This is a genomic window from Streptomyces justiciae, from assembly GCF_015163075.1.
Classification (GTDB): Bacteria; Actinomycetota; Actinomycetes; order Streptomycetales; family Streptomycetaceae; genus Streptomyces; species Streptomyces justiciae.
The window spans coordinates 69,436-96,419 of sequence record NZ_JADDXU010000011.1 but is presented as its reverse complement, the minus strand read 5'-3'; the positions used below and the strand labels follow the sequence as shown (position 1 = coordinate 96,419).

The 26,984-nt window shown below is 71.3% G+C and carries 24 protein-coding genes and 2 pseudogenes; 18 read left to right on the top strand and 8 right to left on the bottom strand.

The window, feature by feature from the left end:
• Window positions 1-9 precede the first annotated feature (9 nt).
• The 5 genes and pseudogenes from hppD (at window position 10) to IQ210_RS28320 (ending at window position 4,353) form a co-directional block, all read left to right on the top strand.
• A complete protein-coding gene (gene hppD / locus IQ210_RS28335; RefSeq protein WP_194081988.1) occupies window positions 10-1,215 on the top strand; it encodes a 4-hydroxyphenylpyruvate dioxygenase in 1,206 nt (401 codons plus the stop codon).
• Between the two features lie 186 nt (window positions 1,216-1,401).
• The gene (locus tag IQ210_RS28330) at window positions 1,402-2,451 is read left to right on the top strand and encodes a glycosyl hydrolase 53 family protein (RefSeq protein WP_194081987.1); all 1,050 of its coding nucleotides are present in this window, start codon (window positions 1,402-1,404) and stop codon (window positions 2,449-2,451) included.
• Window positions 2,423-2,638: pseudogene (locus IQ210_RS47345) on the top strand (hypothetical protein); the annotation flags it as partial. The gene IQ210_RS28330 and the pseudogene IQ210_RS47345, both read left to right, overlap by 29 nt.
• A gap of 66 nt (window positions 2,639-2,704) precedes the next feature.
• A pseudogene (locus IQ210_RS28325) lies at window positions 2,705-3,241 on the top strand (AMP-binding enzyme); the annotation flags it as partial.
• A 95-nt stretch (window positions 3,242-3,336) separates the two neighbouring features.
• Window positions 3,337-4,353, top strand: coding sequence for a LacI family DNA-binding transcriptional regulator (locus tag IQ210_RS28320; RefSeq protein WP_194081986.1), 1,017 nt, complete (start codon window positions 3,337-3,339; stop codon window positions 4,351-4,353).
• Between the two features lie 55 nt (window positions 4,354-4,408).
• Here the strand turns inward: IQ210_RS28320 and IQ210_RS48275 are convergent, their stop codons facing one another.
• On the bottom strand, window positions 4,409-5,941 hold the full coding sequence (locus IQ210_RS48275; protein ID WP_194081985.1) for a glycoside hydrolase family 43 protein: 1,533 nt from the start codon (window positions 5,939-5,941) through the stop codon (window positions 4,409-4,411).
• A gap of 149 nt (window positions 5,942-6,090) precedes the next feature.
• Here IQ210_RS48275 and IQ210_RS28310 point away from each other — a divergent pair, with 149 nt between their 5' ends.
• Window positions 6,091-7,533, top strand: a complete 1,443-nt coding sequence (locus IQ210_RS28310; protein ID WP_194081984.1) for a GH1 family beta-glucosidase — start codon at window positions 6,091-6,093, stop codon at window positions 7,531-7,533.
• A gap of 16 nt (window positions 7,534-7,549) precedes the next feature.
• On the opposite strand, the gene IQ210_RS28305 is transcribed toward IQ210_RS28310, so the two are convergent.
• The 3 genes from IQ210_RS28305 to IQ210_RS28295 all read right to left on the bottom strand — a co-directional run bounded on the left by IQ210_RS28305 (window position 7,550) and on the right by IQ210_RS28295 (window position 10,558).
• Window positions 7,550-8,053: a carboxymuconolactone decarboxylase family protein gene (locus IQ210_RS28305; RefSeq protein WP_322656888.1), complete on the bottom strand. Its 504-nt coding sequence runs from the start codon at window positions 8,051-8,053 to the stop codon at window positions 7,550-7,552.
• 124 nt (window positions 8,054-8,177) lie between these two features.
• Window positions 8,178-9,239 (bottom strand): dipeptidase, encoded by a 1,062-nt coding sequence (locus tag IQ210_RS28300; protein ID WP_228048473.1) that lies wholly within the window; start codon window positions 9,237-9,239, stop codon window positions 8,178-8,180.
• Window positions 9,236-10,558 (bottom strand): amidohydrolase family protein, encoded by a 1,323-nt coding sequence (locus IQ210_RS28295; protein WP_228048472.1) that lies wholly within the window; start codon window positions 10,556-10,558, stop codon window positions 9,236-9,238. The genes IQ210_RS28300 and IQ210_RS28295 overlap by 4 nt, the downstream gene beginning before the upstream one ends.
• 189 nt (window positions 10,559-10,747) lie before the next feature.
• Between IQ210_RS28295 and IQ210_RS28290 the strand changes: the two genes are divergently transcribed.
• The 3 genes from IQ210_RS28290 to IQ210_RS28280 all read left to right on the top strand — a co-directional run bounded on the left by IQ210_RS28290 (window position 10,748) and on the right by IQ210_RS28280 (window position 12,642).
• Entirely contained in the window at window positions 10,748-11,485 is a 738-nt protein-coding gene (locus IQ210_RS28290) for an IclR family transcriptional regulator (protein ID WP_322656886.1), read from the top strand.
• Entirely contained in the window at window positions 11,482-12,411 is a 930-nt protein-coding gene (locus IQ210_RS28285) for an ornithine cyclodeaminase family protein (protein WP_194081980.1), read from the top strand. The genes IQ210_RS28290 and IQ210_RS28285 overlap by 4 nt, the downstream gene beginning before the upstream one ends.
• 69 nt (window positions 12,412-12,480) lie before the next feature.
• Window positions 12,481-12,642 (top strand): hypothetical protein, encoded by a 162-nt coding sequence (locus IQ210_RS28280; protein WP_194081979.1) that lies wholly within the window; start codon window positions 12,481-12,483, stop codon window positions 12,640-12,642.
• Between the two features lie 3 nt (window positions 12,643-12,645).
• Here the strand turns inward: IQ210_RS28280 and IQ210_RS28275 are convergent, their stop codons facing one another.
• Window positions 12,646-13,551, bottom strand: coding sequence for a helix-turn-helix transcriptional regulator (locus tag IQ210_RS28275; protein ID WP_194081978.1), 906 nt, complete (start codon window positions 13,549-13,551; stop codon window positions 12,646-12,648).
• Between the two features lie 260 nt (window positions 13,552-13,811).
• Here IQ210_RS28275 and IQ210_RS28270 point away from each other — a divergent pair, with 260 nt between their 5' ends.
• The 5 genes from IQ210_RS28270 (at window position 13,812) to IQ210_RS28250 (ending at window position 19,929) form a co-directional block, all read left to right on the top strand.
• A complete protein-coding gene (locus IQ210_RS28270; protein ID WP_194081977.1) occupies window positions 13,812-14,855 on the top strand; it encodes a zinc-binding dehydrogenase in 1,044 nt (347 codons plus the stop codon).
• Window positions 14,856-14,900: 45 nt separating this feature from the next.
• Window positions 14,901-15,542, top strand: coding sequence for a (2Fe-2S)-binding protein (locus tag IQ210_RS28265; RefSeq protein ID WP_194081976.1), 642 nt, complete (start codon window positions 14,901-14,903; stop codon window positions 15,540-15,542).
• A gap of 3 nt (window positions 15,543-15,545) precedes the next feature.
• On the top strand, window positions 15,546-16,526 hold the full coding sequence (locus IQ210_RS28260) for an FAD binding domain-containing protein (RefSeq protein ID WP_194081975.1): 981 nt from the start codon (window positions 15,546-15,548) through the stop codon (window positions 16,524-16,526).
• Window positions 16,523-18,718, top strand: coding sequence for a xanthine dehydrogenase family protein molybdopterin-binding subunit (locus tag IQ210_RS28255; protein WP_194081974.1), 2,196 nt, complete (start codon window positions 16,523-16,525; stop codon window positions 18,716-18,718). The genes IQ210_RS28260 and IQ210_RS28255 overlap by 4 nt, the downstream gene beginning before the upstream one ends.
• A 74-nt stretch (window positions 18,719-18,792) precedes the next feature.
• Window positions 18,793-19,929: an XdhC family protein gene (locus tag IQ210_RS28250; RefSeq protein ID WP_194081973.1), complete on the top strand. Its 1,137-nt coding sequence runs from the start codon at window positions 18,793-18,795 to the stop codon at window positions 19,927-19,929.
• A 44-nt stretch (window positions 19,930-19,973) separates the two neighbouring features.
• On the opposite strand, the gene IQ210_RS28245 is transcribed toward IQ210_RS28250, so the two are convergent.
• Complete coding sequence (locus IQ210_RS28245; RefSeq protein WP_194081972.1) at window positions 19,974-21,296, bottom strand: lipase family protein; 1,323 nt, start codon at window positions 21,294-21,296, stop codon at window positions 19,974-19,976.
• 241 nt (window positions 21,297-21,537) lie between these two features.
• Entirely contained in the window at window positions 21,538-21,825 is a 288-nt protein-coding gene (locus IQ210_RS28240) for a hypothetical protein (RefSeq protein ID WP_194081971.1), read from the bottom strand.
• A 53-nt stretch (window positions 21,826-21,878) separates the two neighbouring features.
• Between IQ210_RS28240 and IQ210_RS28235 the strand changes: the two genes are divergently transcribed.
• Window positions 21,879-22,604, top strand: coding sequence for a MerR family transcriptional regulator (locus IQ210_RS28235; protein ID WP_194081970.1), 726 nt, complete (start codon window positions 21,879-21,881; stop codon window positions 22,602-22,604).
• Between the two features lie 52 nt (window positions 22,605-22,656).
• Here the strand turns inward: IQ210_RS28235 and IQ210_RS28230 are convergent, their stop codons facing one another.
• On the bottom strand, window positions 22,657-23,967 hold the full coding sequence (locus tag IQ210_RS28230) for a hypothetical protein (protein ID WP_194081969.1): 1,311 nt from the start codon (window positions 23,965-23,967) through the stop codon (window positions 22,657-22,659).
• A 333-nt stretch (window positions 23,968-24,300) separates the two neighbouring features.
• Between IQ210_RS28230 and IQ210_RS28225 the strand changes: the two genes are divergently transcribed.
• From IQ210_RS28225 to IQ210_RS28215, 3 genes are read left to right on the top strand one after another with little or no spacing between them, the layout of a single operon-like run.
• The gene (locus IQ210_RS28225; RefSeq protein ID WP_256783908.1) at window positions 24,301-25,335 is read left to right on the top strand and encodes an alcohol dehydrogenase catalytic domain-containing protein; all 1,035 of its coding nucleotides are present in this window, start codon (window positions 24,301-24,303) and stop codon (window positions 25,333-25,335) included.
• 22 nt (window positions 25,336-25,357) lie between these two features.
• A complete protein-coding gene (locus IQ210_RS28220) occupies window positions 25,358-26,434 on the top strand; it encodes a flavin monoamine oxidase family protein (protein ID WP_194081968.1) in 1,077 nt (358 codons plus the stop codon).
• Window positions 26,422-26,952, top strand: a complete 531-nt coding sequence (locus IQ210_RS28215) for a DinB family protein (protein WP_194081967.1) — start codon at window positions 26,422-26,424, stop codon at window positions 26,950-26,952. The genes IQ210_RS28220 and IQ210_RS28215 overlap by 13 nt, the downstream gene beginning before the upstream one ends.
• The last annotated feature ends 32 nt before the right edge of the window (window positions 26,953-26,984 follow it).

The window sequence follows — 26,984 nt, the reverse complement described above, 5'->3', positions numbered from 1 at the left end:
GGATGACCTATGAGCATCGAGCAGACCCTGACGAGCCAGGAGCGGCTGGCGGAACTCGATCTGCAGCAGCTCAAGCAGCTGGTCGGGCTCGTGGAGTACGACGCCGCGGGTGACCCGTTCCCGGTGACCGGGTGGGACGCGGTGGTCTGGTCGGTGGGCAACGCGACGCAGGCCTCGCTCTACTTCCAGACGGTCTTCGGCATGGAGCTCGTCGCCTACTCCGGCCCCGAGACCGGCAACCGTGACCACCACGCGTTCGTGCTCCGCTCCGGAGCGATCCGGTTCGTGCTCAAGGGCGGCGTCGACCCGGACAGCCCGCTGCTCGACCACCACCGCCGCCACGGTGACGGTGTCATCGACATCGCCCTCGAGGTGCCGGACGTCGACAAGTGCATCGAGCACGCCCGCGCGGAGGGCGCGACCGTCCTGGAGGAGCCGCACGACGTCACCGACGAGCACGGCACGGTCCGGATCGCCGCCATCGCCACGTACGGCGAGACCCGCCACACCCTGGTGGACCGCTCCCGCTACACCGGTCCCTACCTGCCCGGTTACGTCGCCCGCACCTCCGGCTACGTCAAGCCCGAGGGCGAGCCCAAGCGCGTCTTCCAGGCGCTCGACCACGTCGTGGGCAACGTCGAGCTCGGCAACATGGACGAGTGGGTCGACTTCTACAACCGTGTCATGGGCTTCACCAACATGGCCGAGTTCATCGGCGACGACATCGCCACCGAGTACTCGGCGCTCATGAGCAAGGTCGTCGCCAGCGGCAACCACCGCGTGAAGTTCCCTCTCAACGAGCCGGCGGTCGGCAAGAAGCGTTCGCAGATCGACGAGTACCTCGACTTCTACCGCAGCCCCGGCGCCCAGCACCTCGCCCTCGCCACCAACGACATCATCAGGACCGTCGACGTCCTGCGGTCCAAGGGCATCGAGTTCCTCGCCACCCCCGAGAGCTACTACACCGACCCCGAGCTGCGTGCCCGCATCGGCAACGTCCGCGTCCCGATCGAGGAACTCGCCTCGCGCGGCATCCTCGTCGACCGCGACGAGGACGGCTACCTGCTGCAGATCTTCACCAAGCCGATCGGTGACCGGCCCACGGTGTTCTTCGAGTTCATCGAGCGTCACGGCTCGCTGGGCTTCGGCAAGGGCAACTTCCAGGCCCTGTTCGAGGCGATCGAGCGCGAGCAGGCGAAGCGCGGCAACTTCTGAAGCCAGCCTGTAAGGGGCCGTGGTCGCGGGGCGCGATCACGGCCCCTGTGGGCTCGGTACGCACTCTTGCGGGCGCAGCACGTGAGGGAACCAGCAGAGGCGCCGGATTCGGGGACCGGGGCAACTTCGCGGGCGTGGCCGACGACTTGAGGGCGAACGGCTCCCGCTCCGACGAAGGGACCCCGCATGACCGACAGCAGAGACACCGAGCCCGCCGGCTTACGGCGACGCAGCGTACTGCGCGGTGCCGCCGCCGGCGCCGGAGCGCTCGCCCTGGGCGTCGGCCCGCTGGCCGGCGAGGCCCGAGCGGCGACGTACATCAAGGGCGCGGACATCAGCTGGATGCCCCAGATGGAGGCGAACGGCTACTACTGGAACAACAGCGCCGGCGTGCGCCAGGACCTGTTCACCATCCTCAAGGGCTACGGCATCACCGCGGTCAGCCTGCGCACCTGGGTCAACCTCTCCGACAGCCCCGACAACGGCCATTGCGGCATCGACGAGACCGCACAGCTGGCGAAGCGGGCCAAGGACGCCGGCATGCAGGTGCTCATCGGCTTCCACTTCGGCCACACCTGGAACTCGGTCGGCGTGCAGAACCCGCCCGCGGCCTGGGCGAGCATGGGCTACAGCCAGATGCTCGACGCCATGTACGACTACGTGTACCACTCGTGCAACGTCATCAAGTACTACGGCGTCACCCCGGCCTGGGTGAAGATCGGCAACGAGACCAACTCCGGCATCTGCAAGCCGGTCGGCAGCATCAGCAACCCGGCTCAGATGACAGGCCTGTTGAACGCCGCGTACGACATGTCCAAGCACGTCTTCCCCAGCACACCGGTGCTGGTGCACGCGGCCCAGCCGCAGAAGCTCGACAGCGTCCTGAACTTCCTCAATGCCTACCGGGACAACGGCGGGAGATGGGACATCACCGGCCTGTCCTCGTACGCGCAGGACGGCAACGTGCCCGGCGTGCTGAGCGCCATGCAGACCATCCAGTCCACCTACGGCAAACCGGTCATGCAGGTGGAGTACGGCGGCCCGCTGAACAAACCCACCCAGGTCCGCGACTCGCTCAAGGCTTTCATCACCGGGCTGCGGGGCATCGGAGGCCTCGGCACCATCTACTGGGAGCCCGAGGGCTACTCGCCGTTCACCAGCTACGGCAGCGGCGCCTGGGACCCCACCACCCGGCGCCCCACCACCGCCCTCGACGGCTTCCTGGAAGCACGCTGACCGTTCGCCGTCCCTGTTCGTCGGCGGCAGCCTGGACGCGTCCACGACCTGGCCGGCCGACGCGATCGACGCCTACCCGGTCACGCTTCCCGGGCTGGTCTCGTCCCACATCCTCGACGGCTGCGGCCACTGGATCCAGCAGGAGCGCCCCGCCGAGGTCAACCGGCTGGCGGTACTGCCTGGTTGAGGCTCGGGTCGGGTCCGGGCGGTTGTTGACGCGAAAGGAAGGGGGACGGTGCCGGGTGTCCCCTACCCCGACGGCACCCGCTACCGCGACGCCTACTTCTCCTCCTACCCCGGCATCTGGCGGCACGGCGACTGGATCACGGTCACGGGGCATGGCTCGGTCATCGTCCACGGCCGCTCCGACAGCACGCTCAACCGCAACGGCGTCCGCCTGGGCAGCGCCGACATCCACGACGTCGTCGAACGCCTCCCCGAGATCACCGAAGCCCTGGTCATCGGCGCGGAGGAGCCGGACGGCGGCTACTGGATGCCGCTGTTCGTCGTCCCCGCGGCCGGTGTCGAGCTGGACGACGCCCTGCGCGAGAAGATCCGCGCCGCCGTCCGCACGGGTGCCTCACCGCGCCACGTCCCGGACGAGATCCTCGAAGTGCCGGGCATCCCGCACACCCGCACCGGCAAGAAGCTGGAGGTCCCGGTCAAACGCCTGCTCCAGGGTGCCCCGGTCGAGCAGGTCGTCAACCCCGCCACCGTGGACGACCCCGACCTCATCGACTATTTCGCCGGTCTCGGCGCGGAGCGTCGCAAGGACAGGGCGACCGAGTGACGGACGAGTCCACACCGGGGCGGATCGGCGCCTGTGACAGTATCGGCGGTGGGCGCGGGGCCGCCTGCTGAGGTTGAGGGCAGAGGACGAGTGACATGGACCGGCCGCCAGGCATGATGGACGTGGCCCGGGAGGCCGGCGTCTCGCACATCACCGTCTCCCGCGTCATCAATGGCCACCCGTCGGTCCGCCCGGAGACCCGCACCCGGGTCGAGGCGGCGATCGAGAAATTGGGATACCGCCGCAACAGCGTCGCCAGGGCCCTCAAGAGCCGCCGTTCCTCGACGATCGGTGTCGTGATCGTGGGCTCGGACCTGTTCGAGCTGCCCCGAATCCTCCTCGGCGTGGAGACGGCCGCCAAGGAGGCCGGCTACTGGGTGAGCCTGGCCAGCAGGCAGGGCGAGAGCACCACCGGTGACCTCGTGGAGACGCTGCAACGGCTCACCGACCAGTCGGTGGAGGCGATCGCGGTCGTCGCCGACCGTCCCGTCGCCGTGGAGGCACTCACCCGCCTCTCCATCGGGGTGCCGGTCGCGGTGGTGATGTCCGGCAACGTCCCCAACCCCGAGCTGAGCTTCGTCGAGGTCGACCAGGAACTCGGCGCCCGTCTCGCCGTCCGCCACCTCCTCGACCTCGGACACCGCGACATCGCCCACCTCACGGGTGCGCTGCGCACCTTCGACGCCCGGGCCCGCGTAGAGGGCTGGCGGGCGGAACTCGCCGCCGCGGGAGCCGGAGGGGCCCTGCTGGAGGGCGACTTCAGCGCGGAGAGCGGATTCCGTCTCGCCCACCAACTCTGCGCGGCCGACGCCGTCCTGCCCACCGCGGTCTTCGCCGGGAACGACCAGATGGCGATGGGAGCACTGGCCGCGTTCGCCGAGCGGGGCGTGCGGGTGCCGCAGGACGTGTCGGTCGTGGGCTTCGACGACATGAAGGGCGCCGGATACCTGGTCCCGGCCCTGACCACGGTCCGGCAGGACTTCGCCCATGTCGGCAGCAGTGCCATCGAGGTGCTGGTGCGGATGCTGGGCGGGGAGCCGGCGGAACGCCACAAGATCGCTCCGCGTCTCGTCGTACGGCGTAGCACTGCCGCTCCCCGCTCGGCTTCCTGAAACGGCACCCAGCGGACTCGCCGACTAGCTGACCCAGCCCGGACCGTGCGCCAGGTCAGTCGGGTGTGTACTCGAACCAGCGCACCTGCGCCTCACCCGAGTCCCCCGTGCCGTAGAGGCCGAGATGCACGCCGACGAACCCGCCCGCTCGTTCCGTACTGAAGAAGGACCGCTCGATGCTGCCCAGCGTCGACCGGGTGCCGTCCTCGACATGGAAGGTGTAACCGGCCTCGTCGCTGTCGACGCTCAGGACGACTTCGCCGTCCGCGACGGGCACCGCGCCGAGGCGGGTGGCGACGCCCGCCTCGACCGCGGTGAGGACGACCTGCGGGGCGCCGGTCGTGTCGGCCGTGAGGGACAGAGTGGCGTGCTGGTGGTGGTTCTGGAAGACGACCAGACCCGCTTGCTGCGTCGGCGATGAGGCCGCGAAGCGGATGCGGGTGCCTGCGTGCAGGCGCACATGTTGCTGGCGGCGCGCGACGAACACGGGTGTGCCCGTCGAGGTCAGGGGCTCGGGGGAGAGGCGGATGGTGACGCCGGCTCCGTCGGAGCGAGGTGAGACGAGGTCATCGACCGGTCCGCGCAGGCTCGTCCAGTCGGGGCCGAGTGACGGGTCCTTGAAGTCGTACCGCACCGGTGTGTCCTGGCGCTGGCTCGCCTCGGTTCCCGCGGGCAGCCGCTCCGTCAGCCGTACGCGGCCGGTCTCGGGCGCGAACACCGGCCCCCTGGGCGTCCATTCGACGGGTACGAGGAAGACCTCGCGGCCGAGGGTGTGGGTGCCGTCGATCGGTCGTATCGCGAGCGCCACGGCCCAGGTCTCCCCGGCGGGTGTGTCGACGAGGTCGACATGGCCCACGTTGTGGATCGGCTCCGCCGCGCCGCGGTGGCGGTGGGTGAGGAGCGGGCTTCTGGGGTCGGTGGAGTAGGGCCCGGTGACGGTGTCGGCGCGGGCCGCCGTCACGGCGTGGTGGTGTTCGGTGCCGCCCTCAGCGGCGATGAGCCAGTACACGCCGTCCCGCTTGTACAGGTGCGGCGCCTCCACCCACGCGCCGCGCATAGCGCCGTACCACAGCGCGTACGTCGGCCCGGTCAACGCCAGCGTCTCCAGGTCGAGTTCGCGCATCCACAGCTCACCGGGGCCGGTCACCGCGGGTTCGGCGGCGTCGCGGCAGGCGGTGAACCAGCAGCGGCCGTCGTCGTCGAAGAAGAGCGACGGGTCGATGCCCTCGGCGTTCAGGACGACCGGTTCCGACCAGGGACCGGCCGGGTCGGTGGTGGTGAAGAGATACGTGGTGCTGCCCTGACGGCCCCGCGCCAGGGCGACGACGACGTAGAAGGTGCCCTCGTGATGGCGGATCGTGGCGGCCCAGAGGCCGTCCGAGACGTCGAGCCCGGACAGTGACACCTGCGAGGGGCGGTCCACGACATGGCCGACCGGTCGCCAGTTCACCAGGTCGCGGCTGTGCAGGACGGGGAGCCCCGGGAAGTACGCGAACGACGACGTGACGAGGTAGTAGTCCTCCCCGACCCGGCAGATCGAGGGGTCCGGGTGACTGCCTGCGAGAACGGGGTTGGAGAAGGTCGGCACGGGCGCACTCCGAGGCGGCGGGGTGGTGCGGGACGGGGAGCGGGATGGTGCGGGACGGGAAGCGAGGTTCGTCGGGGTGAAGACCTGGACGGCTTGTTAACGTTAACATCGCGTTGGTTCCCGGCCGATACCAGCAGAGAGAAATCCGCATGACGACAGCCCAGCAACCGCCCCTGTCCTTCCCCGCGCACTTCCTCCTCGGCTCCGCGACCGCCGCCTACCAGATCGAGGGCGCCGCCGACGAGGACGGGCGCGGTCCCTCGATCTGGGACACCTTCTCCCACACCCCGGGCAAGACCTGGAACGGCGACACCGGTGACGTCGCCGCCGATCACTACCACCGCCTCGAAGCCGACCTCGACCTCATGGCGTCGCTGGGCCTGCGGGCCTACCGCTTCTCCATCGCCTGGCCGCGCATACAGCCCACGGGCCGCGGCCCGGCCAACCCCAAGGGTCTGGACTTCTACAGCCGTCTGGTCGACGGCTTGCTCGCCCGGGACATCACGCCGGTCGCGACGCTCTATCACTGGGACCTGCCGCAGGCGTTGGAGGACGAGGGCGGCTGGACCAACCGCGCCACCGCCCACGCCTTCGCCGACTACGCCCGTATCGTCGGCGAAGCTCTCGGCGACCGGGTCGCGATCTGGACGACCCTGAACGAACCCTGGTGCTCCGCCTACCTCGGCTACGGCTCCGGCGCGCACGCCCCCGGCCGCACCGACGGCGCCGCGGCGCTGACCGCCGTCCACCACCTCAACCTCGCCCACGGTCTCGCGGTCGAGCAGCTGAGGGCGGTCACCACGAACGACCCGCAGTACTCGATCACCCTCAACTTCCATGTCCTGCGCGGCAAGGGAGAGGGTGCGGAGGAGGCCGTACGACGGATCGACGCCCTCGCCAACCGGGCCTTCACCGGGCCCCTGCTGCGCGGCCACTACCCCCAGGACCTCATCGAGGACACCGCGGGGATCACCGACTGGGCGTTCGTCGAGGACGGCGACCTGGCCCGGATCCACCAGCCCGTGGACCTGCTCGGCGTCAACTACTACGCCACCACCACGGTCGGCCTCTGGGACGGCGGTGCGCCCCGCCAGAACAACGACGGGCACAAGGACGTGGGCGGCTCGCCCTGGCCCGGCTCACCGCAGGTCGAGTTCCACGCGACGGACGGCCCGCACACCGCCATGGGCTGGAACATCGACCCCGACGGTCTGGAGGAACTCCTCCTTGACCTGCACGCCCGCTTCCCCGGCCAGCCGCTGGTCATCACGGAGAACGGAGCGGCCTTCGAGGACCAGGTCACCGTCGGCCCCGACGGCGGTCACGCCGTGCACGACCCCGAGCGCGTGGACTACATCCACCGCCACCTCGCCGCCGCCCAGCGGGCCCTTGCCGCCGGCGTGGATCTGCGGGGGTACTTCGTGTGGTCGCTGATGGACAACTTCGAGTGGGGTTACGGCTACTCGAAGCGCTTCGGCATCGTCCATGTCGACTACGAGACCCAGCGCCGCACGCTCAAGGACAGCGCGTTGTGGTACCGGGAAGTGGTGAGGAAGCACAGCGGAGCAGTTGGCGCATCACTCACACGCTGACCTAGTGGACGGCTCGTCAACTGACGGTGGCGGCGGCCTGGCGCGGCGCCGTCACGGGGTGCTTGCTCATGATGGACACGCGGTTGAAGGCGCCGATCGTGACAGCTACCCAGATCACGGCCGAGATCTGGTCCTCGGTGAGGATGCGACGGGCGACACCGTACGCGGCCTCCTGGGCGGCGGAGTCGGTCGCAAGGGTGGTCGACTCCGCGAGCTCCAGTGCCGCACGCTCCACGGGGGTGAACACGTCGGCGTCCCGCCAGGCCGCCAGGACACCCAGGCGCTGCGCCGACTCACCCGCGCGCAGGGCCCTCCGGGTGTGCAGATCGAGGCAGTAGGCACAGCCGTTCACCTGGGACACGCGGAGGTTGATCAGCTCGACGGTCGTCCGGTCGAGCCCCGCCTCCGCGGCCGTCGCACCCACCGCCTCCGAGGTCTTCACCAGAGCCTGGAAGGCCTGCGGGCTCTGCTTGTCGATGAAGATCCTGCGCGGGGCGGACCCGTTGCTGTGCTCACTCACTGTGCGCCTCCCCGGGCAGGCCGGTCTGTGTGTCGGGTGTGCCGCGGTCGGCGCCCCATGCGCCCACATGGTAGTTGACGCAGCAACTAGGGGTGTGAGGGGGCACCGGGCCGGCATCGGGGGTTCACCACACCCGTTCCGCGTACGCGACGAAGTTGCGGCCCATGACCTTCTCGATACGTGTCGCGGACCAGCCGCGCCGCTCCAGCAGACGTATCAGCTCACGGAACTGCTCCACACCGCGCAGGTCGACGACGAACGGGAAGGTGTCCGCGCGTTCTCCGGCCGCCGACACCCCGGCCTCCTGACGCCGTGCCACATGTTCGGCGAGGCTGGCCCGGTACGCGTCGAGGTCGTCGATGGCGGTGACCGGCCCGTCGGTGCCGATCCCGACGTGGTCCTCTCCGCACACGTTCACGGCGTGCACGAGATGCTCGACCACGTCGGCCGCGCACGCGTGGCCGGTGGGGTTGAGGAACGGCATGAAGTAGATGCCGACGAATCCGCCCCGCGAGGCCACCAGGCGCAGTTCCTCGTCCGTCTTGTTGCGCGGCAGATCGGTCAGCGCCCGGCATCCGGTGTGGTTGATCGACACCGGCACGGAGGAGTGCTTGGCGGCGTCGAGACACGTGCGCTCACCGCTGTGCGAGAGGTCGACCATCAGATGCTGTTGGTTGAGCGCGTCGACCACCTCGCGTCCGAAGGCGGTCAGCGGGGTGTCGGCGGGCGCCATCGATCCGCCGCCCAGCTGGTTGGCCTGGTTGTACGTCAACTGCACCACACGGACGCCGCGTTCGGCGAACGTAGCAACCCGGCCGACGTCGTCCCCGACGGCCTCCGCGTTCTGGAAGCCGTAGATGACACCGATCCGCCCGTCACGGTGCGCGGTGTGGAGGTCGGCGACGCTCGTGACCTTCAGCAGGTCCTCGGGGTGCCGGGCGATGACGCCGTCCCACACGTCGATCTCGTGCAGGGTGTGCTCGTAGGGCGGCAGGTCGCCCATCACATAGCCGAGGGTGATGTTGACGGCGGTCAGGCCGGAGGCGCGTGCCTCGGTCAACGTGCGGGCGTCGACCGTGAGTTGTTCGCCGCTGGCGTTGAGGTCGCCCGCGGCGGCCAGCGACTGCGGGGCGTTGGGATTGTCGAGCTGGCCGAGCGCGTTGATGATCATCGGCGTGCCGGTCAACGGTTCTCCCCGGGTAGGTCGGTGGTGTGGGCGGCGCGCGGGAAGCGGTGGCCCCGCTTCACGGTCAGGGTGATGGTGCGCAGGTGGTCGATGTCGGCCAGCGGGTCCCGCGCGAAGACCGCGAGGTCGGCCAACTTGCCCGGTTCCACACTGCCGGTGAGGTGTCCGACGCCGGCGCTGCGGGCACCCACGAGGGTCGCCGAGCGCAGCACGTCCGCCGCCGGGAGGCCGCATCGCCGTACCAGAAAGGCGAGTTCCTCGTACAAGGCGGGGAACGGCTCCTCAGGCGGTGTCTCGTAGTCGGTCCCGGTGGCCAACTCCACGCCCGCGCGGTGTGCCTGCTTGGTCAGGGCGATCGCCAACTCCGTGTTACGGGCCGCGCGTTCGGCCGCCTCCGGGTCGTCGGTCACGAACTCACGGGAGGCGTACAGCCCGGCGGTCGCGTCCAGCACGACGCCCTGCTCGCGCATCCGGGCGAAGAGCTTCTCCAGCCGCTCGTCCTCCCCGGTGACCAGGCTCGCGTGGTCGACGGGCGGCTTGTCCTTGTACGACGTGAGCGGCCCGGTCGCCGCCTCATGGGCGACCAGCGTGACATGCGAGACGCTGTCCACACCCGCCGCGACGACATCGCCCGGCGACGCCGGGAACACGGCGGCGTGCGCCCACACCGGGACGCCCTGCCGGTGCGCCTCGGCGGTGATGGCGGCGACGAGGGAGGCGTCGAGGTCGGCGTACACCTTGATGGCGGCCGCGGAGGTGCCGCGGGCCAGGGCGACGGCCAGCGGCAGGTCGCTCGCGTCGGTGACGGCCTGCATCCAGGGGACCTCGCCCGCCACCGCGCCCTGGGTGACCTGGTGCGTGCGGGGGTCGTCGAAGAAGCCGGGGCCTGCCATCAGCGCCGCGTAGTGGATGTCGGGCGCGGGGATTTCCCCGACCCGTGCCGCCCGGGCGAGGTCGCCGAGCTGACGCAGGTCGTCGGCCATGTCCCGTACGGCGGTGACTCCGCTGTGCACGAGACGGCGCAGGACGGCCTCGGCGGCCGGACGGTCGGGCGGCGTGGCGAGGTGCTGGTGCGAGTCGACGAGCCCGGGAGTGACGAACTGCCCCGTCAAGTCGACGACTTCGGCCCCCTCCACGAACGCCGCGGGGTCGTTGTCGTCCACGACGGCCCGGATCACGGAGCCGTCGACGACGATCGACGTGCCCGGCCGGGGCGGGCTGCCGGTGCCGTCGAACAGGGTGGCGCCCCGGTAGACGACGACCGCGCCCGACTCGGGCGGCCCGAACGGCGTCGCCGCGCCGGCTCTGTCGCTCGTCAAGCTCACCACTCCCTCGGTAGTGCATCGTTGTTACGCTGTAGGTAACAATGCTCTCGGTCGATGAAACAACCGGTACCCTACCCCCGGAGTCCGGCGGGCGACACGCCCCACCGGCAGGCTCCACACGCAACTGCCGGAAGGGTGTCGATGCCACAAGCGCCGCAAGTGCGACAAGCGCCGCGTACGGCCGTGGACAAAGCGCTGGACCTGATCGAGGCGGTCGGCCGGGCGCCCCGGCCGCCCCGGCTCACGGAGCTCGCCGACGAGGTCGGACTGCACCGGGCCACCGCGTACCGGATCCTCGTGGACCTGGTCCGGCGCGGCTGGGTCCTGCGCGCCGACGACCGCTATCTGCCCGGGACGGCCGTACTCCTGCTCTCGGCGCGGGCCGCCCACAACTCCCTGACCTCGGTGGCCCGTCCGGTGCTGGAGAAGCTCTCCGCGCAGACCGGTCTGATGGCCAACCTCCAGGTCCTGGAGAGTGACGGCTCGCGTGTGGTGGACGTCGTCCGGCCGGACCGTCTCGCCATGATCAGCACCCTGCTCGGCGACCGGCTGCCCGCCCACCGCTTCGCCGGGCCGCTCGCCCTGGTCGCCGCGCTCACGCCCGAGGCGCGCGGCCCCTATCTCGACGCGGCCCGCGCGCAGGGGCATCCCCTCGACGGGGACACCGGTCTGCTCGCGGACATCGCCCGGGCCGAGGCCGCCGGTCACGCCGTCGAACACGGGCGCAACGACCAGTTCGTGGCGTCCGTCAGCCGAGCGGTCGTACCCGTCCCCGGGGCGCCCGTCTGCGCGATCACCCTCGTCGGGCCCGCTGCCGAGATCGACGAGGAACACCTGCCGACGCTGCGCGACGCGCTCGCCGCGGCCGTCGACACACTGACCGGCCTGTTGTCCCGGGCCGGCGGGGAGGCCGACGTATGACCGAGCTGCTCGTGCTCGACGCGGCCGCCACGTTGGCCGCTCTCGACCCGCGTCGTCTCATGGCCGCCGTCGCCGACGCGCTTGTCGCCGTGGCGCAGGACCGGGCTTCGGCGCCGCCGCGCTCGGCCGCCTTCACCCCGCACGGGTTGCTGGGGGCCATGCCGGGATACGTCCCCGGGCAGGGCCTCGCCGCGAAACTGGTGACGGTGTTCGCCGACCCCACACACCCCGGCCGCAGCACCCACCGTGGCATCGTCGCCCTCTTCGACCCCGAGGACGGCCGCCCCCTGGCCGTGATGGACGCCGAGCCCATCACCGCCTGGCGCACCGCGGCGTCCGCCACCCACAGTGCCCTGGCCCTGGCCCGCCCCGGTCCCGTCGTCGTCGTGGGCACCGGCGTGCAGGCCCGCGCGCAGGTCGGCCTGCTGGCCGTGCTGCGGCCCGACGAGCCCGTCACCGTGGTGGGCCGCGACCCCGACGCGGCTCGCGCGACGGCCGCCCTGCACCCCGCGGGCCGCGCGGCCGACGGCATCGAGAAGGCCGTACGACAGGCGGCCACAGTCTACTGCTGCACCGGCGCCACCACCCCTGTCCTACGCCGTGCATGGCTGGCGCCGGGCACCCACGTGAGCTCGGTCGGCGGCTCCCAAGGCCACGAACTCGACGCCGCCACCGTCCAGGACGCGACGCTCTACGCCGAGTGGCCCGGAGCCGCCGCCACCCCACCGCCCTCCGGCGCCCACGAACTGCAGGGCCTCCCGCCGGACCGGACCGTCAGCCTCTTGGGCGCGGTCCTCGACGGCTCGGCCCCCGGCCGACGCACTCCGGCCGAGCTCACCGTGTACAAGTCCACCGGGCACGCGGTGCTGGATGTGGCGGCCGCGTATGTCGTGCACAGTGCGGTGACCGGCCGGTCGGCTGGGTAGCGCCGCCGTCCGCCGCGGCGTCAGCCGGTGACGGCTGCCGCGCGGGGCATGGCGATGGTGGGGACGAGGGTGAGCACGGCGATCGCCGTGCCCGCCATCGCGGGCCCGGTGGCGCCCACCGAGGAGTCGAGCGCGAGGCCGGCGACCCAGGAGCCGGCCGCAGTGCCGAGGTTGAAGGCCGAGATGGTGAGGGCGGAGCTCCAGGAACCGGGCGGCGGAATCCACGCCTGACGGCTAGATCCTCCGGGGTTCGTCGTCCGTGGTCGGGGACTGGGTGACCGCCAGGCTGGTGAGGAGCTTGAAGCGGTCTTCGGAAGGGGTGCCAGGCTCCGCCGCGTAGATGGTCAGGCCATGCACAGCCCGGTCGGAGAGGGGCAACTGCATGCCCTGGTAGGTGAGTTCCAGGGAGCCGACCTCGGGGTGGCGGAACTTCTTGACGCCGTCGTGTTGAATGCGGACGTCGTGGGCCGCCCACAGTGCGCGGAACTCCGGGCTGAGCGTGGACAGGTCGCCGATGAGGTCGCGCAGCGCCCGGTCGTGGGGCTCGCGTCCGGCTTCGGCGCGCAGCAACGCGGCGGTCACACCAGCGGCCTTGTCCCAGTCGACGAAGAAGTGCTGGGAGTCCGGGTCCAGGAAGATGTAGCGCGCGAAGTTGGGACGACCGCGTCTGTCGGTGGTGTTGCTGTCGAACATCGGCGCGAACAGGGCTCGTGCCAGCGGGTTGTTGGCGACGATGTCCTGGCGGCCGTTGTGCACGTGTGCGGAGGCCATCGTCATGGAGTCGAGCATCCACTGGATGCGGGGCGGGATCGGGACGTCCTTGCGGCGGGTGGGGGTGCGCCGCGCGGGTCGGGCTGCCCGGGCCAGGTCGAACAGGTAGGTGCGTTCGTCATCGTCGAGCTGCAATGCCTGCGCCACTGCTTCTACGACGTCTTCCGACACCCCGCTGATGTGGCCCTTCTCCAGCCGCGTGTACCACTCGGTGCTCACCCCGGCCAGGACCGCGACCTCTTCACGCCGTAGTCCCGGGACCCGGCGTCGGCCGCTGGTGGGCAGCCCGACCTCCTCCGGGGTGATCTTGGCGCGGCGACTGGCGAGGAAGTCCCGGATCTCGGTGCGGTTGTCGGGTCGTTGGTCCATTTCGTCCACGGTAGCGATCCCGTGGCGTTTAGGGAGGTCGAGCTTGTACCCCCCATAAATGCGGCGCCGGCGTCGGCCCATCAGGGGCCTTGCGTAGCGTCGACACAGTCGACGGGGGAGCGCCGCGTCAATCATCGGCGGCCGCTTGGGGGTTGAGGTTATACCCCCCATAAACACGACCTTCCTCCTCCGTGGCGAGCCCGGTTTCGTGGAGTGCACCGGCAACACCCGCATCACGTACCACCACCGGAGAACAGATCATGCGCGCAACCCTCCTGTACGGCGCAGGCGACGTCCGTGTCGAGAACGTCCCGGACTCCGTCATCAAGCACCCCACCGACGCCCTGGTCCGGATCACCGCGTCCTGTATCTGCGGCAGCGACCTGTGGCCCTACGCCTCGGCGAAGCCCGAGGACGGTCCCGCGCGGATGGGGCACGAGTTCATCGGCGTCATCGAGGACACCGGCTCCGAGGTGAGCACCGTCAAGCGCGGGGACCTGGTCGTCGCCCCGTTCGCCATCTCGGACAACACCTGCGCGTTCTGCCGCGAGGGCCTGCACACCTCCTGCGCCCACGCCCAGGCCAACTTCTGGGACGGCCTGCCGGACGAGGGCGGCCAGGCCGAGGCGGTCCGCGTCCCGCTCGCAGACGGCACCCTCGTCAAGCTCCCCGTCGCCCCGGACTCCGCCCTCATCCCCTCCCTGCTGACGCTCTCGGACGTGCTCGGCACCGGCTACCACGCCGCCGTCGCGGGCGGCGTCAGCGAGCGCACCAGCGTCACCGTGATCGGCGACGGCGCGGTCGGCCTGCTGGGCGTGCTGTCGGCCAGGCGGCTGGGCGCCGAGCAGATCATCCTCATGGGCCGGCACCAGGCGCGCACCGACCTCGGCCGGGAGTTCGGCGCCACCGACGTGGTCTCCGCACGAGGCGACGAAGGCATCGCCCAGGTACGGGAGCTCACCGGCGGAGAGGGCACGCACGTGGTCCTGGAGTGTGTCGGCAACCTGCCCGCCTACCAGCAGTCCGTCGGCGTCGTCCGCCCGGGCGGCGTGATCAGCCGGGTCGGCGTCCCGCAGTACGAGGAGGCCCCGATCGGCTTCGGCAGCCTCTTCCGCCACAACATCCGCCTCGCCGGCGGCCCCGCGCCGGTGCGCGCCTACATCGAGGAACTGCTGCCCGACATCCTCAGCGGCGCCATCGAGCCCGGCAAGGTCTTCGACGTCACCACCGGCCTCGACGGCGTCCCGGCCGGCTACCAGGACATGGCCGACCGCAAGACCCTCAAGGTCCTGGTCAACGGCTGAAGACCTCCTCCCCGCCCTGCTGCCCTGTCACGCGAAGGAGCACCTATGTCCACTGAACCCGTGTCCGCCGCCCCACCTCCCGCCGAACCTGAGGCGCTCCCCTCCGCACCCACCCGGCGCACCTTCATCGCCGCCACCACCGCGGTAGGCGGGGTCGCCGTCGCGGGCGGCGTGATCGGGGGATCGGTCCTGGTCGGCTCGGAGGACGCGGCGGCCGCCGTGGCGCCCGTCAGCCGGGTCTCCCTGACGGTCAACGGCACCCGGCGGACCGTGACGGTGGACAACCGCACCTCGCTCCTCGACCTGCTGCGCGAGCACCTCGACCTGAGCGGCGCCAAGAAAGGCTGCAATGCGGGTGCCTGCGGGGCGTGCACGGTCCTCGTCGACGGTCGGCGGGTCAACTCCTGTCTGACGCTGGCGGTTCGGTTGGAGGGTGCCGAGGTCACGACCATCGAGGGCCTCGCCGACGGGGACCGACTGCATCCGTTGCAGCAGGCGTTCATCGACGAGGACGCCTTCCAGTGCGGCTACTGCACGCCGGGGCAGATCATGTCCGGCGTCGGCTGCATCAAGGAAGGCCACGCCGACACCCCGGAGGAGATCCGGGAGTGGATGAGCGGCAACATCTGCCGCTGCGGCTGCTACGTGAAGATCGTGCGCGCGGTCGAGCAGACGGCGGGGAAGTGAACCATGCATCCTTTCTCCTACACCCGAGCCTCCGACACCCGTGAGGCCCTCAACGCCGGTCGCCGCGGCGGGCGTTACATCGCAGGCGGCACCACGCTCGTCGACCTGATGCGCGAGACCGTCGAACGCCCCGAGACCCTCGTCGACATCAGCGGCCTCCCGCTGCGGGAGGTCAGGGCGACCGAGGGCGGCGGACTGCGGATCGGTGCGCTGGTGACGATGGCCGAGACCGCCGCCCACCCGAAAGTGCGGGCCCTGTATCCGGTCATCTCCGCGTCGCTCGAACTGAGCGCGTCGGCCCAGCTGCGCAACATGGCCACCCTCGGCGGCAACATCATGCAGCGCACCCGCTGCACCTACTTCCGCGACGTCACCGCCGCCTGCAACAAGCGCGAGCCCGGCTCGGGTTGCGCCGCGCTGAAGGGCCACAACCGCACCCACGCGATCCTCGGCACCTCCGACTCATGCGTGGCCACGCACCCCTCCGACGTCGCCGTGGCGTTCGCCGCCCTGGAGGCGACCGTGCACCTGCTCGGCCCGGACGGGGAGCGCCGTGTCCCCTTCGCCGACTTCCTGCTGCTGCCCGGACGCACCCCCAATCGTGAACAGGCCCTCCGGCCAGGCGAGTTGATCACGGCGGTGGCGATCCCCGCGCTGCCGCGCCCGCTGAGGTCCGGCTACCTGAAGGTCCGGGACCGGCAGTCCTACGAGTTCGCCCTCACCTCGGCCGCCGTCGCCCTGCACCTCCGCGGCGGGATCATCCGCGAGGCGAAGGTCGCCGCCGGAGGCGTCGGCACCGTGCCCTGGAAACTCCCGGCCGTCGAGCGGCACTTGATCGGCGAACGCCCCTCGGCAGCCCTCTGGGCAGCCGCCGCGGAGAAGGCGGCCGACGGGGCGCGGACCCTGCAACACAACGGATTCAAGCCCGAGTTGCTCAAGCGGACCGTCGAGCGTCAGCTGCGCGTCGTGGGAGGTACGAAGTGAGTCCCCAGCCCCAGGCGGCCGTCGGCGCCCCCCTGTCCCGTGTGGACGGACGGCTGAAGGTCACCGGCAAGGCCCTGTACGCCGCCGAGCACGACGTCGACGGCGTCCTGCACGCGGTCCTCGTCGACGCGAGCATCGGCCGGGGTCGTATCACCTCCCTCGACACCGGTGCCGCCGAGAAGCACCCCGGCGTGCTGCGGGTGATCCATCACCGCAACGCGCCGAAGCTGCCCTACCTCGACAACCCCGGGTCGAACAACCCGGAGGGCCGCCGGCTGCGCGTCTTCCAGGACGACAAGGTTCTCTTCCACGGTCAGCCGGTCGCCGTGGTCGTCGCCACCACCTTGGAGGCCGCGCAGCACGGCGCGAGCCTGGTGAAGGTCGGCTACGACGCGCAGAAGCCCTCGACCGACCTGGCGGAGGCGCAGCCGGACGAGCCGACCAAGTACGCGCGCGGCGACGCCGAGGCGGGGCTGCGCAAAGCGGCCGTACGGCTCGACCTGGACTACCGCATGGCGCGCAACCACCAGAACCCCATGGAGCCGCACGCCACCATCGCCCGCTGGAACGGCGACAGGCTGACCGTGTGGGACAAGACCCAGTGGGTGGTGGGCACCCAGACCGAACTCTCCACGGTGTTCGACCTGCCGATGAAGTCGGTGCGGGTCATCTCGCCGTTCGTCGGCGGCGGTTTCGGCAGCGGGCTGCGCTGCTGGCCGCACACGGTGGTCGCCGCGCTCGCCGCGCGCGAGCTGAAGCGCCCCGTCAAGCTCGTCCTGAGCCGCCGTCAGATGTACTTCGGCACCGGCTTCCGGCCCTCCTACGACTACCGGGTGCGGCTCGGCAGCGACCGGCGGGGCCGACTCGCCGCCATGGTGCACGAGATGGACGCGGAGACCTCGTCGTACGAGAAGTTCGAAGAGGCCATCATGCTGGCCGGGCAGATGTTCTACAGCACGCCCAACGTCAGCCAGGAGTACCGGAAGGTACCGCTGGACGTGAACACCCCGATCTGGATGCGCGGTCCGGGCTTCGCCAGCGCGTCGTTCGCCATCGAGTCGGCCATGGACGAACTCGCGAACCGGCTGGGCGTCGACCCGATCGAGCTGCGGCTGCGCAACGAGCCGCCCGAGGACGAGTCGAACGGGCTGCCCTGGTCCACGCGTCGGCTGCGCGAGTGCTACAGCGTCGGCGCCCGGGAGTTCGGCTGGGACCGGCGCAATCCCGAGCCCCGCTCGACGCGGGACGGCGACTGGCTGGTCGGGCTCGGCATGGCCGCGGCCGTGTACGACCCCGGGCGCTTCCCCGCGCAGGCCCGGGTCCGCCTGGACGCCGACGGCACCGCGGTCGCGGAAGCGGCCACGATCGACATGGGGCCGGGCACCTACACCTCCCAGACCCAGGTCGCCGCCGACGCGCTCGGGCTGACCATGCGCAACGTGACCTTCCGGCTCGGTGACTCCCTCTACCCGCCGACCCCGCCGCACGGCGGCTCGATGACCATGACGGTCGTCGGCTCCGCCGTCCTCGACGGGTGCAACAAGGTCCGCGGCCGGGCGATCCAACTCGCCGTCGAGGACGAGGAGTCGCCGCTGTACGGCATCAAGGCCGAGGACGTCGTCGTCCGCAACGGCCGACTGCATGTGCAGGACGACCCGGCCCGCGGCGAGACCTACCAGCGGCTGCTGACCCGCAACAAGCTCACCCACCTCGAGGCCGTGGGCGCGTACGCCGGGGCACCGGAACCCGCGCGGCACTCGTACTTCTCCTACGGCGCGGTCTTCACCGAGGTCGGTGTCGACGCCACCCTCGGCCTGGTCCGGGTGCGGCGGATGCTCGGGGTGTACGACGTCGGCCGCATCGTCAGCCCCAAGCTGGCGGACAGCCAGGCGCTGGGCGGCATGGTGGGCGGCATCGGACAGGCCCTCCTTGAGCACACGGTCACCGACCACCGCGACGGCCGGATCGTCAACGCGAGCCTCGCCGACTACCTCGTCCCGGTGAACGCCGACATCCGCGACCTCAAGGCCATCTACCTGGAGGGCGAGGACCCCGACGCCGACCCGCTCGGCGTCAAGGGGATCGGAGAGGTCGTCCAGGTCGGGGTGGCGGCCGCCGTCGCCAACGCCGTCCACAACGCCACCGGTCGACGCATCCGTGAACTCCCCATCACCGCCGAGGCGTTGATCTGAGCCGGGTCGCCGCCGCGCGCCCGCCCCCGTAGCGCGCGGCGGCGACCCTTCCCCCCACCCACGGAGACAGGCCCATGCTGAACATCGCGGACACACTGCACCGCTGGTGCCGCGAACAACGCCCCTTCGCGCTCGCCACCGTCGTCGACGTCACCGGCAGCGCACCCCTGCCGATCGGCACGTCGGTCGCGGTGGACCTGGACGGCAACGCGGTCGGCAGCATCTCCGGCGGCTGCGTCGAGGGCGCCGTCTACGAGCTGTGCCGGCAGGTTCTCAAGGACGGGGGCGAGCCTCAGCGGGTCTGGTTCGGGTACTCCGACGACGACGCCTTCGCCGTCGGCCTGACCTGCGGCGGCGAACTCGACGTCGTCGTCCGGCGCGTCGACCCCGCGGCGCAGCCGGACTTGGGCGCGGCCCTCGCGGAGGTGGCGCGGGGCGGGCCCGCGGCCGTGGCACAGGTCGTGGACGGCCCCGAACCACTCATCGGTCGCACGCTGTCCGTCCTCGGCGACGGCGACGAGACCCGCGGCGCCCTGGACGACCCCGAGATCGACGCGGTGGTGACGGCACATGCGCTGGCCGCCCTCCGTTCGGGGCGGACCGCACGCTTCGAGGTCGGCGGCGACGCGGACACGTGTCCCGAGAAGCTGTCCGTCCTCGTCCATGTCCACGCGTCCCGGCCGCGCATGCTGATCTTCGGCGCCGTCGACTTCGCGGCCGCGCTCAGCCGGGCGGGCAGCTTCCTCGGCTACCGGGTCACGGTGTGCGACGCCCGCCCGGTCTTCGCCACCGAGGCCCGCTTCCCGTACGCGGACGAGGTGGTGGTGGACTGGCCGCACCGCTTTCTGGCACAGACGCCGGTGGACGGACGCACCGCCGTGTGCGTGCTGACCCACGACGCCAAGTTCGACATCCCGCTGCTCCGCCTCGCCCTCGACCTCCCGGTGGGCTATGTCGGCGCCATGGGCTCCCGGCGCACGCATGACGAGCGCCTGCGCAGACTGCGCGAACTCGGGGTGACCGAGGGACAGTTGGCTCGACTACGATCCCCGATCGGCCTCGACCTCGGCGCGCGCACCCCGGAGGAGACGGCCGTCTCCATCACCGCCGAGATCATCGCCGAGGCCAACCGCGCCACCGGCCTGCCCCTGACACGCCTCGACGGCCCGATCCACGGCGTTCGCGCGGACCGGTCCGTCATGAAGGTGTGAGCGGCACCCGTAGCGGCCGCCCAGGCATGAAGTGAGGCTTGCGGTCAGGGCTGGAACGGCAGCAGGCCGCAGGCGGACGTGACCGGCTTGCCGTTCAGCCGGTCCGTCAGCCAGGAGATGGCGTCGCCCTGATCGGTGAGCAGCGGAGCGAAGTGGTTGATCAGTGCGCGGCCCGCGTCGGGCAGGATCACCGGCTTGTAGGTGACATTGCCGCCCAGTCGGCACCAGTCCACGGCGAGCGTGCGCGCCTGCGCGTGCGGCACCAGGTTGTCGCTCGTGCCGGTCGCCAGCCGGACGGGCCCGCTCGGGCGCGTGGTGCCGATGCGCTGCTCGTCGAGGAAGGCCTGGAGGGCGGGTTCGGCCGCGATGACGTCGCTGATGGTCTTCCCGTCGGTCGTCCAGGCGGTGCTCCGCGCCGAGTTGTACGCGAACAGCGCGTCCCCCACGCACATGGTGGACAGGTCGTCGAGCGCCGCGCGTCCGGCCGCGTTGAGGTGGGCGTCGGCGATCGGCCGCAGAGCGGGGTCGGACTGGAGGAAGCCGTTGACGGACCAGCCCAGTGCTCCGGCGAGGTCGCTGCCGTCGATGGCCTTGGTGACCTCGGTCAGGTCGGCGGGCGGCGCTCCCGCGTAGGTGCCGGCGATCACGACGTCGGGGGCGTAGGCGGACTGGAGTTCGGCGGCCGCCGCGGTGGCGCCGCCGCCCTGGCTGTAGCCGAACAGGGCCACGCGTGAGGCGGTGGTGAGCGAGGTCCCGGGAAGCGCGCGGGCGGCGCGGACGGCGTCCAGGACGGCGTGGGCCTCGTCCACGCGGTTGACGTACGTGTGCAGCCGGTCCGTCGCGCCGAGGCCGGCGTAGTCGGTGACCACGACGGCGATGCCCTTGGCGAGCAGGCGGTAGACGGCCAGGTCCTCGTAACCCACGGAAACGGTCTGCCCGTTGAGCTGGAGGGGGTGTTCGAGACCGAGGGAGGCGGCGCACTGGTCGCCCTGCCCCATGGTCCCGGGTGCCAGGGCGACCAGCGGGCGGGGGCCGGTGCCCTGCCAGGCGGCGGACGGCTCGATGTACGCGCCGGTCACCGCCACGGGTCGGCCGTTGGAGTCCGTCGACTTGTACATCAGGCGGGTGGCTCTGCCGGGCAGCGGGCCGTCGATGCCGGGCAGGCTCAGCGCGAGCGGCAGCGGTTCACTGCGCACCAGCGCGCCGTTCGCGGTCGGCAGCGTCGCGGGCGGGTTGTAGAACGCGGGGATGGTGACGCCGCGGGAGACCACGGTGTCGCCGTCGGCGGCAAGCGCCGGGACGGTCGAGGCGCCGAGGCAGGCGGCGGCCGTGACGGCCACGGCGGCGAGGCGTACGGGAGCGGGCATGCGGGACCTCCGGAGAAGGGGGAGGCCGAGCTTCAGGTGCGGCTCGGTGACCTGACGGACCGGTCGGGCGGGACGCGGGCATGCGGAGGCGGTCGTCCCACCGCTGCTCCGATGCCACTCTTAGACGAATTGTCAGGACGGTAGCGCCGCAAGGGTTACCGCGGGTAGCGGTAGGTAGGTTACGGTTCAGTAATATGGCTGGGTCGGCCAGGCTCATGCGGAGTGTCGCAGCGGCCGCGGCTCAGCCCCGGTCCCCGTCGTCGGGCGCCTTCAGCAGCCGTTCCAGCTCGTCACCGGCCTGGTCGTACCCGGCGTCGGAGATCCGTTGCAGTTCGCGCAGGTCGCCCGCCGCGACCGCGCGCCGGGTGAGCAGGAACCCGGCGCGCGGAGAACCCTCGTCCAGCAGCTCGCTCAGCTCCTCGAGATCACCGGCGGCGTCGGCGAGGTCGGCCAGCCGGTCCAGAGCGGTCTCATTGCCCTCGTCGGCCAGGTCGCGCAGGGTCTGCCGATCGATGTTCATGTTCGCCATGGCCTCATCGTTCAACCCTGCCCTTGGGGCAGGGCAAGTGGGACGATGGCCGGGTGATCACCATCGGTCAGCTGGCCAGGTACGTCGGCGTGTCGATCAAGACGATCCGCGTCTACCACGACAAGGGCCTGCTTCCGGAGCCCGACCGCGACGCGTCCGGCTACCGCCGCTACGGCGCGAACGACGCCATCGCCCTGATCAAGATCCGGACGCTCGCCGAAGCGGGCGTACCCCTGGCCCGAATCCGGGACCTGAGATCAGCGACCGACGAGGAGTACCAGCAGGCGCTGCGTGAGATCGACCAGGACCTCACCGCCCGCATCCGCGGTCTACGGGCCACACAGGGGCGTCTGCGACAGCTCGCCGCGGGGCATCTCGCACCCCTGCCCGCCGAGGTCGGCCCCTACCTGGAGGATCTGGCCCGCTGGGGATTCACACCGCGCTGGGTGGACCTGCAACGCGACCTGTGGGTCCTGGTGTTCGCCACCCACCCGGACCGCGCGACGGCACTGTTCCGCGACCAGTCCGGGATGCTGGCCGATCCGGCGCTGCGGCAGCTCTTCCTCGACCACGCCCACGACCTCGACGCCGACGATCCCCGCATCGACACCCTCGCCCGCCGGATCACCGAGGCGACCCGGCAACGCTACGGAGCCGGCGAACTGCCCCAGCTGGACGCCGAGTCCGAGATCCCCGCCCTCATCCAGGGCACGGTCAACGCCTCGTCCCCGGCATGGCGGCGGCTGGACGCCCTCATCCGCGCCGGACTGGGCGCCTGACGTGATGGGGGCGTCTTCTCGACACGACGCCCCCTCACACACACCGGCCTGGTCAGCTGACGAACTCGACCATGACGGTCCCGCTGCCGGACACATGCCGGGCGTCGCCCGCGTACGTGACCGTGTACTGGGGATACGTGTTCCAGTCGGGCGGGGTGTCAGTGAAGCGGAAGGTGCCGTCCCGGGCGACCTTCACATCCGGCAGCGCCACACCGCTGCGGGTCACGGTGACCGTCTTGTGCTTGGGGAAGGCGACCAGCGAGGTCAGTTTCCCCGTCACGGTGACCGGCGTCCCGACGGGGTTCGTCGGCGGGGCGGACAAGGTGATGGTGCTGGATGCCTTCGCGATGTCCGTGATGACGTCGAGAACGACCTCGCCCGAGTAGGGGAACCGGGTGGCGAACAGCCTGTTGCCGTCGGGCGCCCAGGCCACGCCCCGGTCGACCAGATCCGCGTACCCGGGCGACAACGCGACCGTGCGGTAGGCGTCGGTCTCTCCCGGACGATAGACGTAGAGGTCCCAGTCGCCTCCCGCCACGATCCCCGCGGCGAGAGTGCCGTGGGAGTCGAGGGCGACGGAGTTGGGGTAGGGGCCGGTCTCGTACCGTGCCTCCTCCGTCAGGTCCGACAGGCGCCAGCGCTGGTGGTAGTAGTTGGACCCGTTCGCCGTGATCACGCTGCTGCCGTCCGGCGTCACCGCCACGTCCTCGACATCGGCGATGGCATCGCTGTACGCGGTCTCCCGCAGCGTCCCGGAGCTGACGTCGTACACGCGCATGCCCAGCGCGCCCTGGCTCTCCGCGGCGACGAGCCGGTCGGGCGCGCCCGGTGAGGAGGCGAGCCTCGGCTTGCCGTACCAAACGGGGGACGTGTCCAAGGCGACGGTCGGGGTCGCGTCGGTGAGGGTGACCGAACCGATGCCGGCGTCGAAGTCGGTGGCCTGGTAGCCGAAGAACAGCCGGCCGCCGACGAGGGCGAGGCTCTCCGGCGCGGTGCCGGCTCCGGTGGGGATGCGCCGTGTCTCGGTCAGGGTCGCGGTGTCGATGACGGAGATGGCGTCGGCGTCGGGGAGCGCCACGTACAGGGTGGACTCGTCGGCCGACTCGGTCATGCCCCGCGCCCCGTCGAGCCCTTCGACCTTCTTGACGACCTGTCCGTCGTGGTCGGTGGCCAGCACCGCGTCGTCACCGGGCGCGCTGAGATACACCTGGCGGCTGTCGGCGAGTGTCTGCCAGTGCGACCGCACGGGCAGGACGATGCCGCCCTGGGCCTGTGCCGCCGCCGTGCCGGGGGCGCCGAGCAGCGGGAACGACGCCGCCGCCAGGATCAGGACGACACCGGCCGCACGTCTTCGTAAACGCACCTGAGGACCTCCTTCGAGCGCGGACCCGGCCGCGGGAGCGCGACCGGCGGAGCAACTGTAGTGATCCGCGCTGACATCGGACCCCGAGGTGCTCACACGGGCAGTCGGCGGCCACGGCGCGCTTGCCGGCCAGGCGGACGTCGGCGAGACTCACAGGCCCGCGGCTGCCCGGGCGGGTATAGCCGTTGGTTATGCCCCCATTCACCATGATCCTCTACCGGGCCCCGGCCCGGCGATCTACGGTGCAGGCGGAGCCGTGTGCGAGACATGTCCGAGGACGTCCGCCCCTCCTCTTCGACATTTCCTCGAAGTCTCATCGAAGGAGGGATTCACGTGTCCCGAGACGCTGACCGGATGCACCGGGCCGCACAGGTGGCCGAGCCCGGAGCGACCGTGGAGGTGGTGCCGGTGCGGGAGAAGGCACCTGGGATCGGCGAGGTACGGATCGACGTGCAGGCGACCGGCATCTGCGGCGCCGACATCGGTACGGTCCGCAATCCCACCCCGGCGACCGGCTTCCCGATCACACCGGGCCACGAGGTCGCCGGTGTGATCGCGGAGCTGGGCCCTCAGGTACAGGGATGGGACGTGGGGGAGCGGGTGACCGTCGGCTGGTTCGGCGGCAGCTGCGGTCACTGCACCGCCTGCCGGACCGGCGACGTCGTGCACTGCCCGGAGCGCAAGGTGCCGGGCCTGTCGTACGCGGGCGGCTGGTCGACCACCGTCACGGTCCCCGCCACCACCCTTTCCCGCATCCCCGACGGCCTGACCGCGGCGGAGGCGGCACCCTTCGGATGCGCCGGCGTCACCACCTGCAACGCCCTGCGGCACTCCGGCGCCGGGCCGGGCGATCTGGTCGCCGTCCTCGGGATCGGCGGACTGGGGCATCTCGCGGTGCAGTTCGCCGCCGCCATGGGGTTCGAGACGGTGGCGATCGGCCGCGGCGAGGAGAAGCGCAAGCTCGCCGGGGAACTGGGCGCACGGCACTACATCGACACCGAGTCCCAGCAACCCGCGGTGGCACTACGGAAGTTGGGCGGCGCGCGGCTCATCCTCTCCACCGCCTCCAGCAGCAAGCCGCTCGCGGACCTGGTGGACGGCCTCGCCCCGCACGGGCGCCTCACCGTCGTCGGCTTCGACGCGGCACCGCTCCAACTCCCCCTGGCCAAGCTCGTCATGGGTGCTCGCAGCGTCACCGGTCATCTGACCGGCAGCCCCGCCGACACCGAACAGGCCATGCGCTTCGCGGTCGCCACCGGCGTCCGCCCCCAGGTACGGACCGTGCCACTGGAGGAGGCCCAGCAGGCGCTCGACACCCAGCAAGAGGGCCGGGCCCGCTTCCGGATGGTGCTCACCACCGGCGCCTGACCGCCGTCGAGGAGAAGAGAACATGACGGAACACGACCGCCACGATGTCGTCGTGATCGGTGCCGGCATCGCCGGACTGGCCGCCACCGCCGCCCTGGTCGCCGCCGGGCGCGACACCGTGTGCCTGGAGGCCCGCGGGCGCGTCGGCGGGCGCCTGCTCAGCGCGGCCGCCCCGCCCGGGGCCCTCGACCTCGGGGCCACCTGGTACTGGGACGGCGAGCCGCGCGTCGCGGACCTCGCCGCACGGCTCGGCATCGCCACCTTCGAGCAGCACCTCGCCGGAGACACACTCGTCCAGGACACCGCCGGCGTACGACGGCTGCCCGGCAACCTGCTCGATGCCCCCGCCCGCCGCTTCACCCCCGGCGCCGACACCCTCGCCCACGCCCTCGCGGCCCAACTCCCCACGGATGCCGTACGACTGGACAGCCCCGTCACCGCGATCCACCCCGGCGAGGGCGGCGCCCTCGAAGTCCGTACGCCGACCCGGGTGCTGCACACCGACCAGGTCATCGTGGCCGTACCGCCCGCGCTCGCCCTCGCGAACATCGACTTCGGCACCCACCTGTCACCGGGACTGGTCCGCCTCGCTCGGGCAACTCCCGTGTGGATGGGTGCGGTTGCCAAGGTCGTCGCCCGCTACCCCTCCGCCTTCTGGCGGGAGGCCGGGCTCGCCGGTGCCGCGTTCAGCAGAACCGGGCCGCTGCAAGAGCTGCACGACATGTCCGGGCCGGACGCACGGCCCGCCGCACTCTTCGGCTTCGCGGCGGCCCAAGCGCTCGGGCCCGACTTCGCGCCGGCGGTGACCGCCCAACTGGCCCAGCTCTTCGGCCCGGACGCCGCCGAGCCCGAGGCGCTGCACATCCAGGACTGGAGCAGTGAGCGGTGGACCGCGCCGCCCGCCGTCCACCAACTGGCCGACTACTCCCTGTTCGGCCACCCCCTCTACCAACAGCCCGCCCTGGACGGCAGGCTGCACTGGGCCTCGACCGAGACGGCCGCCGAACACGCCGGACACATCGAGGGCGCCCTCGCCGCCGCAGAGCGGGCGGTCGCGGCGTCCCTGACCACGGAAGGGGCGAACTCATGCTCCGGATAGACGCGTTGCTCCGCGAGTACGACCGTGCCCGCGCCTACACCGACGACCTCTGGAAGGACCTCACCCCGGACGAGGTGACCTGGCGCCCGCACCAGGACTCCAGCGCCATCGGCTGGCACCTCGGCCACCAGGCCCATGTCGCCCACTTCATGATCCGCAACCTGACCGCGGCCGAGCCCAGCCCGGACCCGGAACTGGACGCCCTCATGGACTCGGCCAACCCAGAGAAGTTCCGGGGAACGCTGCCCACCGTCAAACGCCTCGCCGAGTTCCGGGACACCGTCGCGGAGCGCGTGCACGCCCGCATCGGCGACATCGCCGCCGGCCGTGTCGGCGCACCCGCCCAACTCACCGTCGTCGCCACCCACTTGCTCACCACGCTCATCAACCACGAGTACCAGCACGACCAGTGGATCGGTGAGGTCCGCGCGGCCGACCTCGGCCACCCGCTGCCGCCCGACCCCGACAGCGAGCACCTGCGCCGGATCGACGGCTATCTCTGCATAGACATCCTGTAGTTCGTCGTCAGACGTCCAGAAGGCCAAGGAGA

What these genes read in the sequence shown, in the direction of transcription:
- hppD (WP_194081988.1), top strand. Translation starts at nt 10, where the DNA reads ATGAGCATCGAGCAGACCCTGACGAGCCAGGAGCGGCTGGCGGAACTC.
- IQ210_RS28330 (WP_194081987.1), top strand. Translation starts at nt 1,402, where the DNA reads ATGACCGACAGCAGAGACACCGAGCCCGCCGGCTTACGGCGACGCAGC.
- IQ210_RS28320 (WP_194081986.1), top strand. Translation starts at nt 3,337, where the DNA reads ATGGACCGGCCGCCAGGCATGATGGACGTGGCCCGGGAGGCCGGCGTC.
- IQ210_RS28310 (WP_194081984.1), top strand. Translation starts at nt 6,091, where the DNA reads ATGACGACAGCCCAGCAACCGCCCCTGTCCTTCCCCGCGCACTTCCTC.
- IQ210_RS28285 (WP_194081980.1), top strand. Translation starts at nt 11,482, where the DNA reads ATGACCGAGCTGCTCGTGCTCGACGCGGCCGCCACGTTGGCCGCTCTC.
- IQ210_RS28275 (WP_194081978.1), bottom strand. Translation starts at nt 13,551, where the DNA reads ATGGACCAACGACCCGACAACCGCACCGAGATCCGGGACTTCCTCGCC.
- IQ210_RS28270 (WP_194081977.1), top strand. Translation starts at nt 13,812, where the DNA reads ATGCGCGCAACCCTCCTGTACGGCGCAGGCGACGTCCGTGTCGAGAAC.
- IQ210_RS28265 (WP_194081976.1), top strand. Translation starts at nt 14,901, where the DNA reads ATGTCCACTGAACCCGTGTCCGCCGCCCCACCTCCCGCCGAACCTGAG.
- IQ210_RS28260 (WP_194081975.1), top strand. Translation starts at nt 15,546, where the DNA reads ATGCATCCTTTCTCCTACACCCGAGCCTCCGACACCCGTGAGGCCCTC.
- IQ210_RS28250 (WP_194081973.1), top strand. Translation starts at nt 18,793, where the DNA reads ATGCTGAACATCGCGGACACACTGCACCGCTGGTGCCGCGAACAACGC.
- IQ210_RS28245 (WP_194081972.1), bottom strand. Translation starts at nt 21,296, where the DNA reads ATGCCCGCTCCCGTACGCCTCGCCGCCGTGGCCGTCACGGCCGCCGCC.
- IQ210_RS28240 (WP_194081971.1), bottom strand. Translation starts at nt 21,825, where the DNA reads ATGGCGAACATGAACATCGATCGGCAGACCCTGCGCGACCTGGCCGAC.
- IQ210_RS28220 (WP_194081968.1), top strand. Translation starts at nt 25,358, where the DNA reads ATGACGGAACACGACCGCCACGATGTCGTCGTGATCGGTGCCGGCATC.
- IQ210_RS28215 (WP_194081967.1), top strand. Translation starts at nt 26,422, where the DNA reads ATGCTCCGGATAGACGCGTTGCTCCGCGAGTACGACCGTGCCCGCGCC.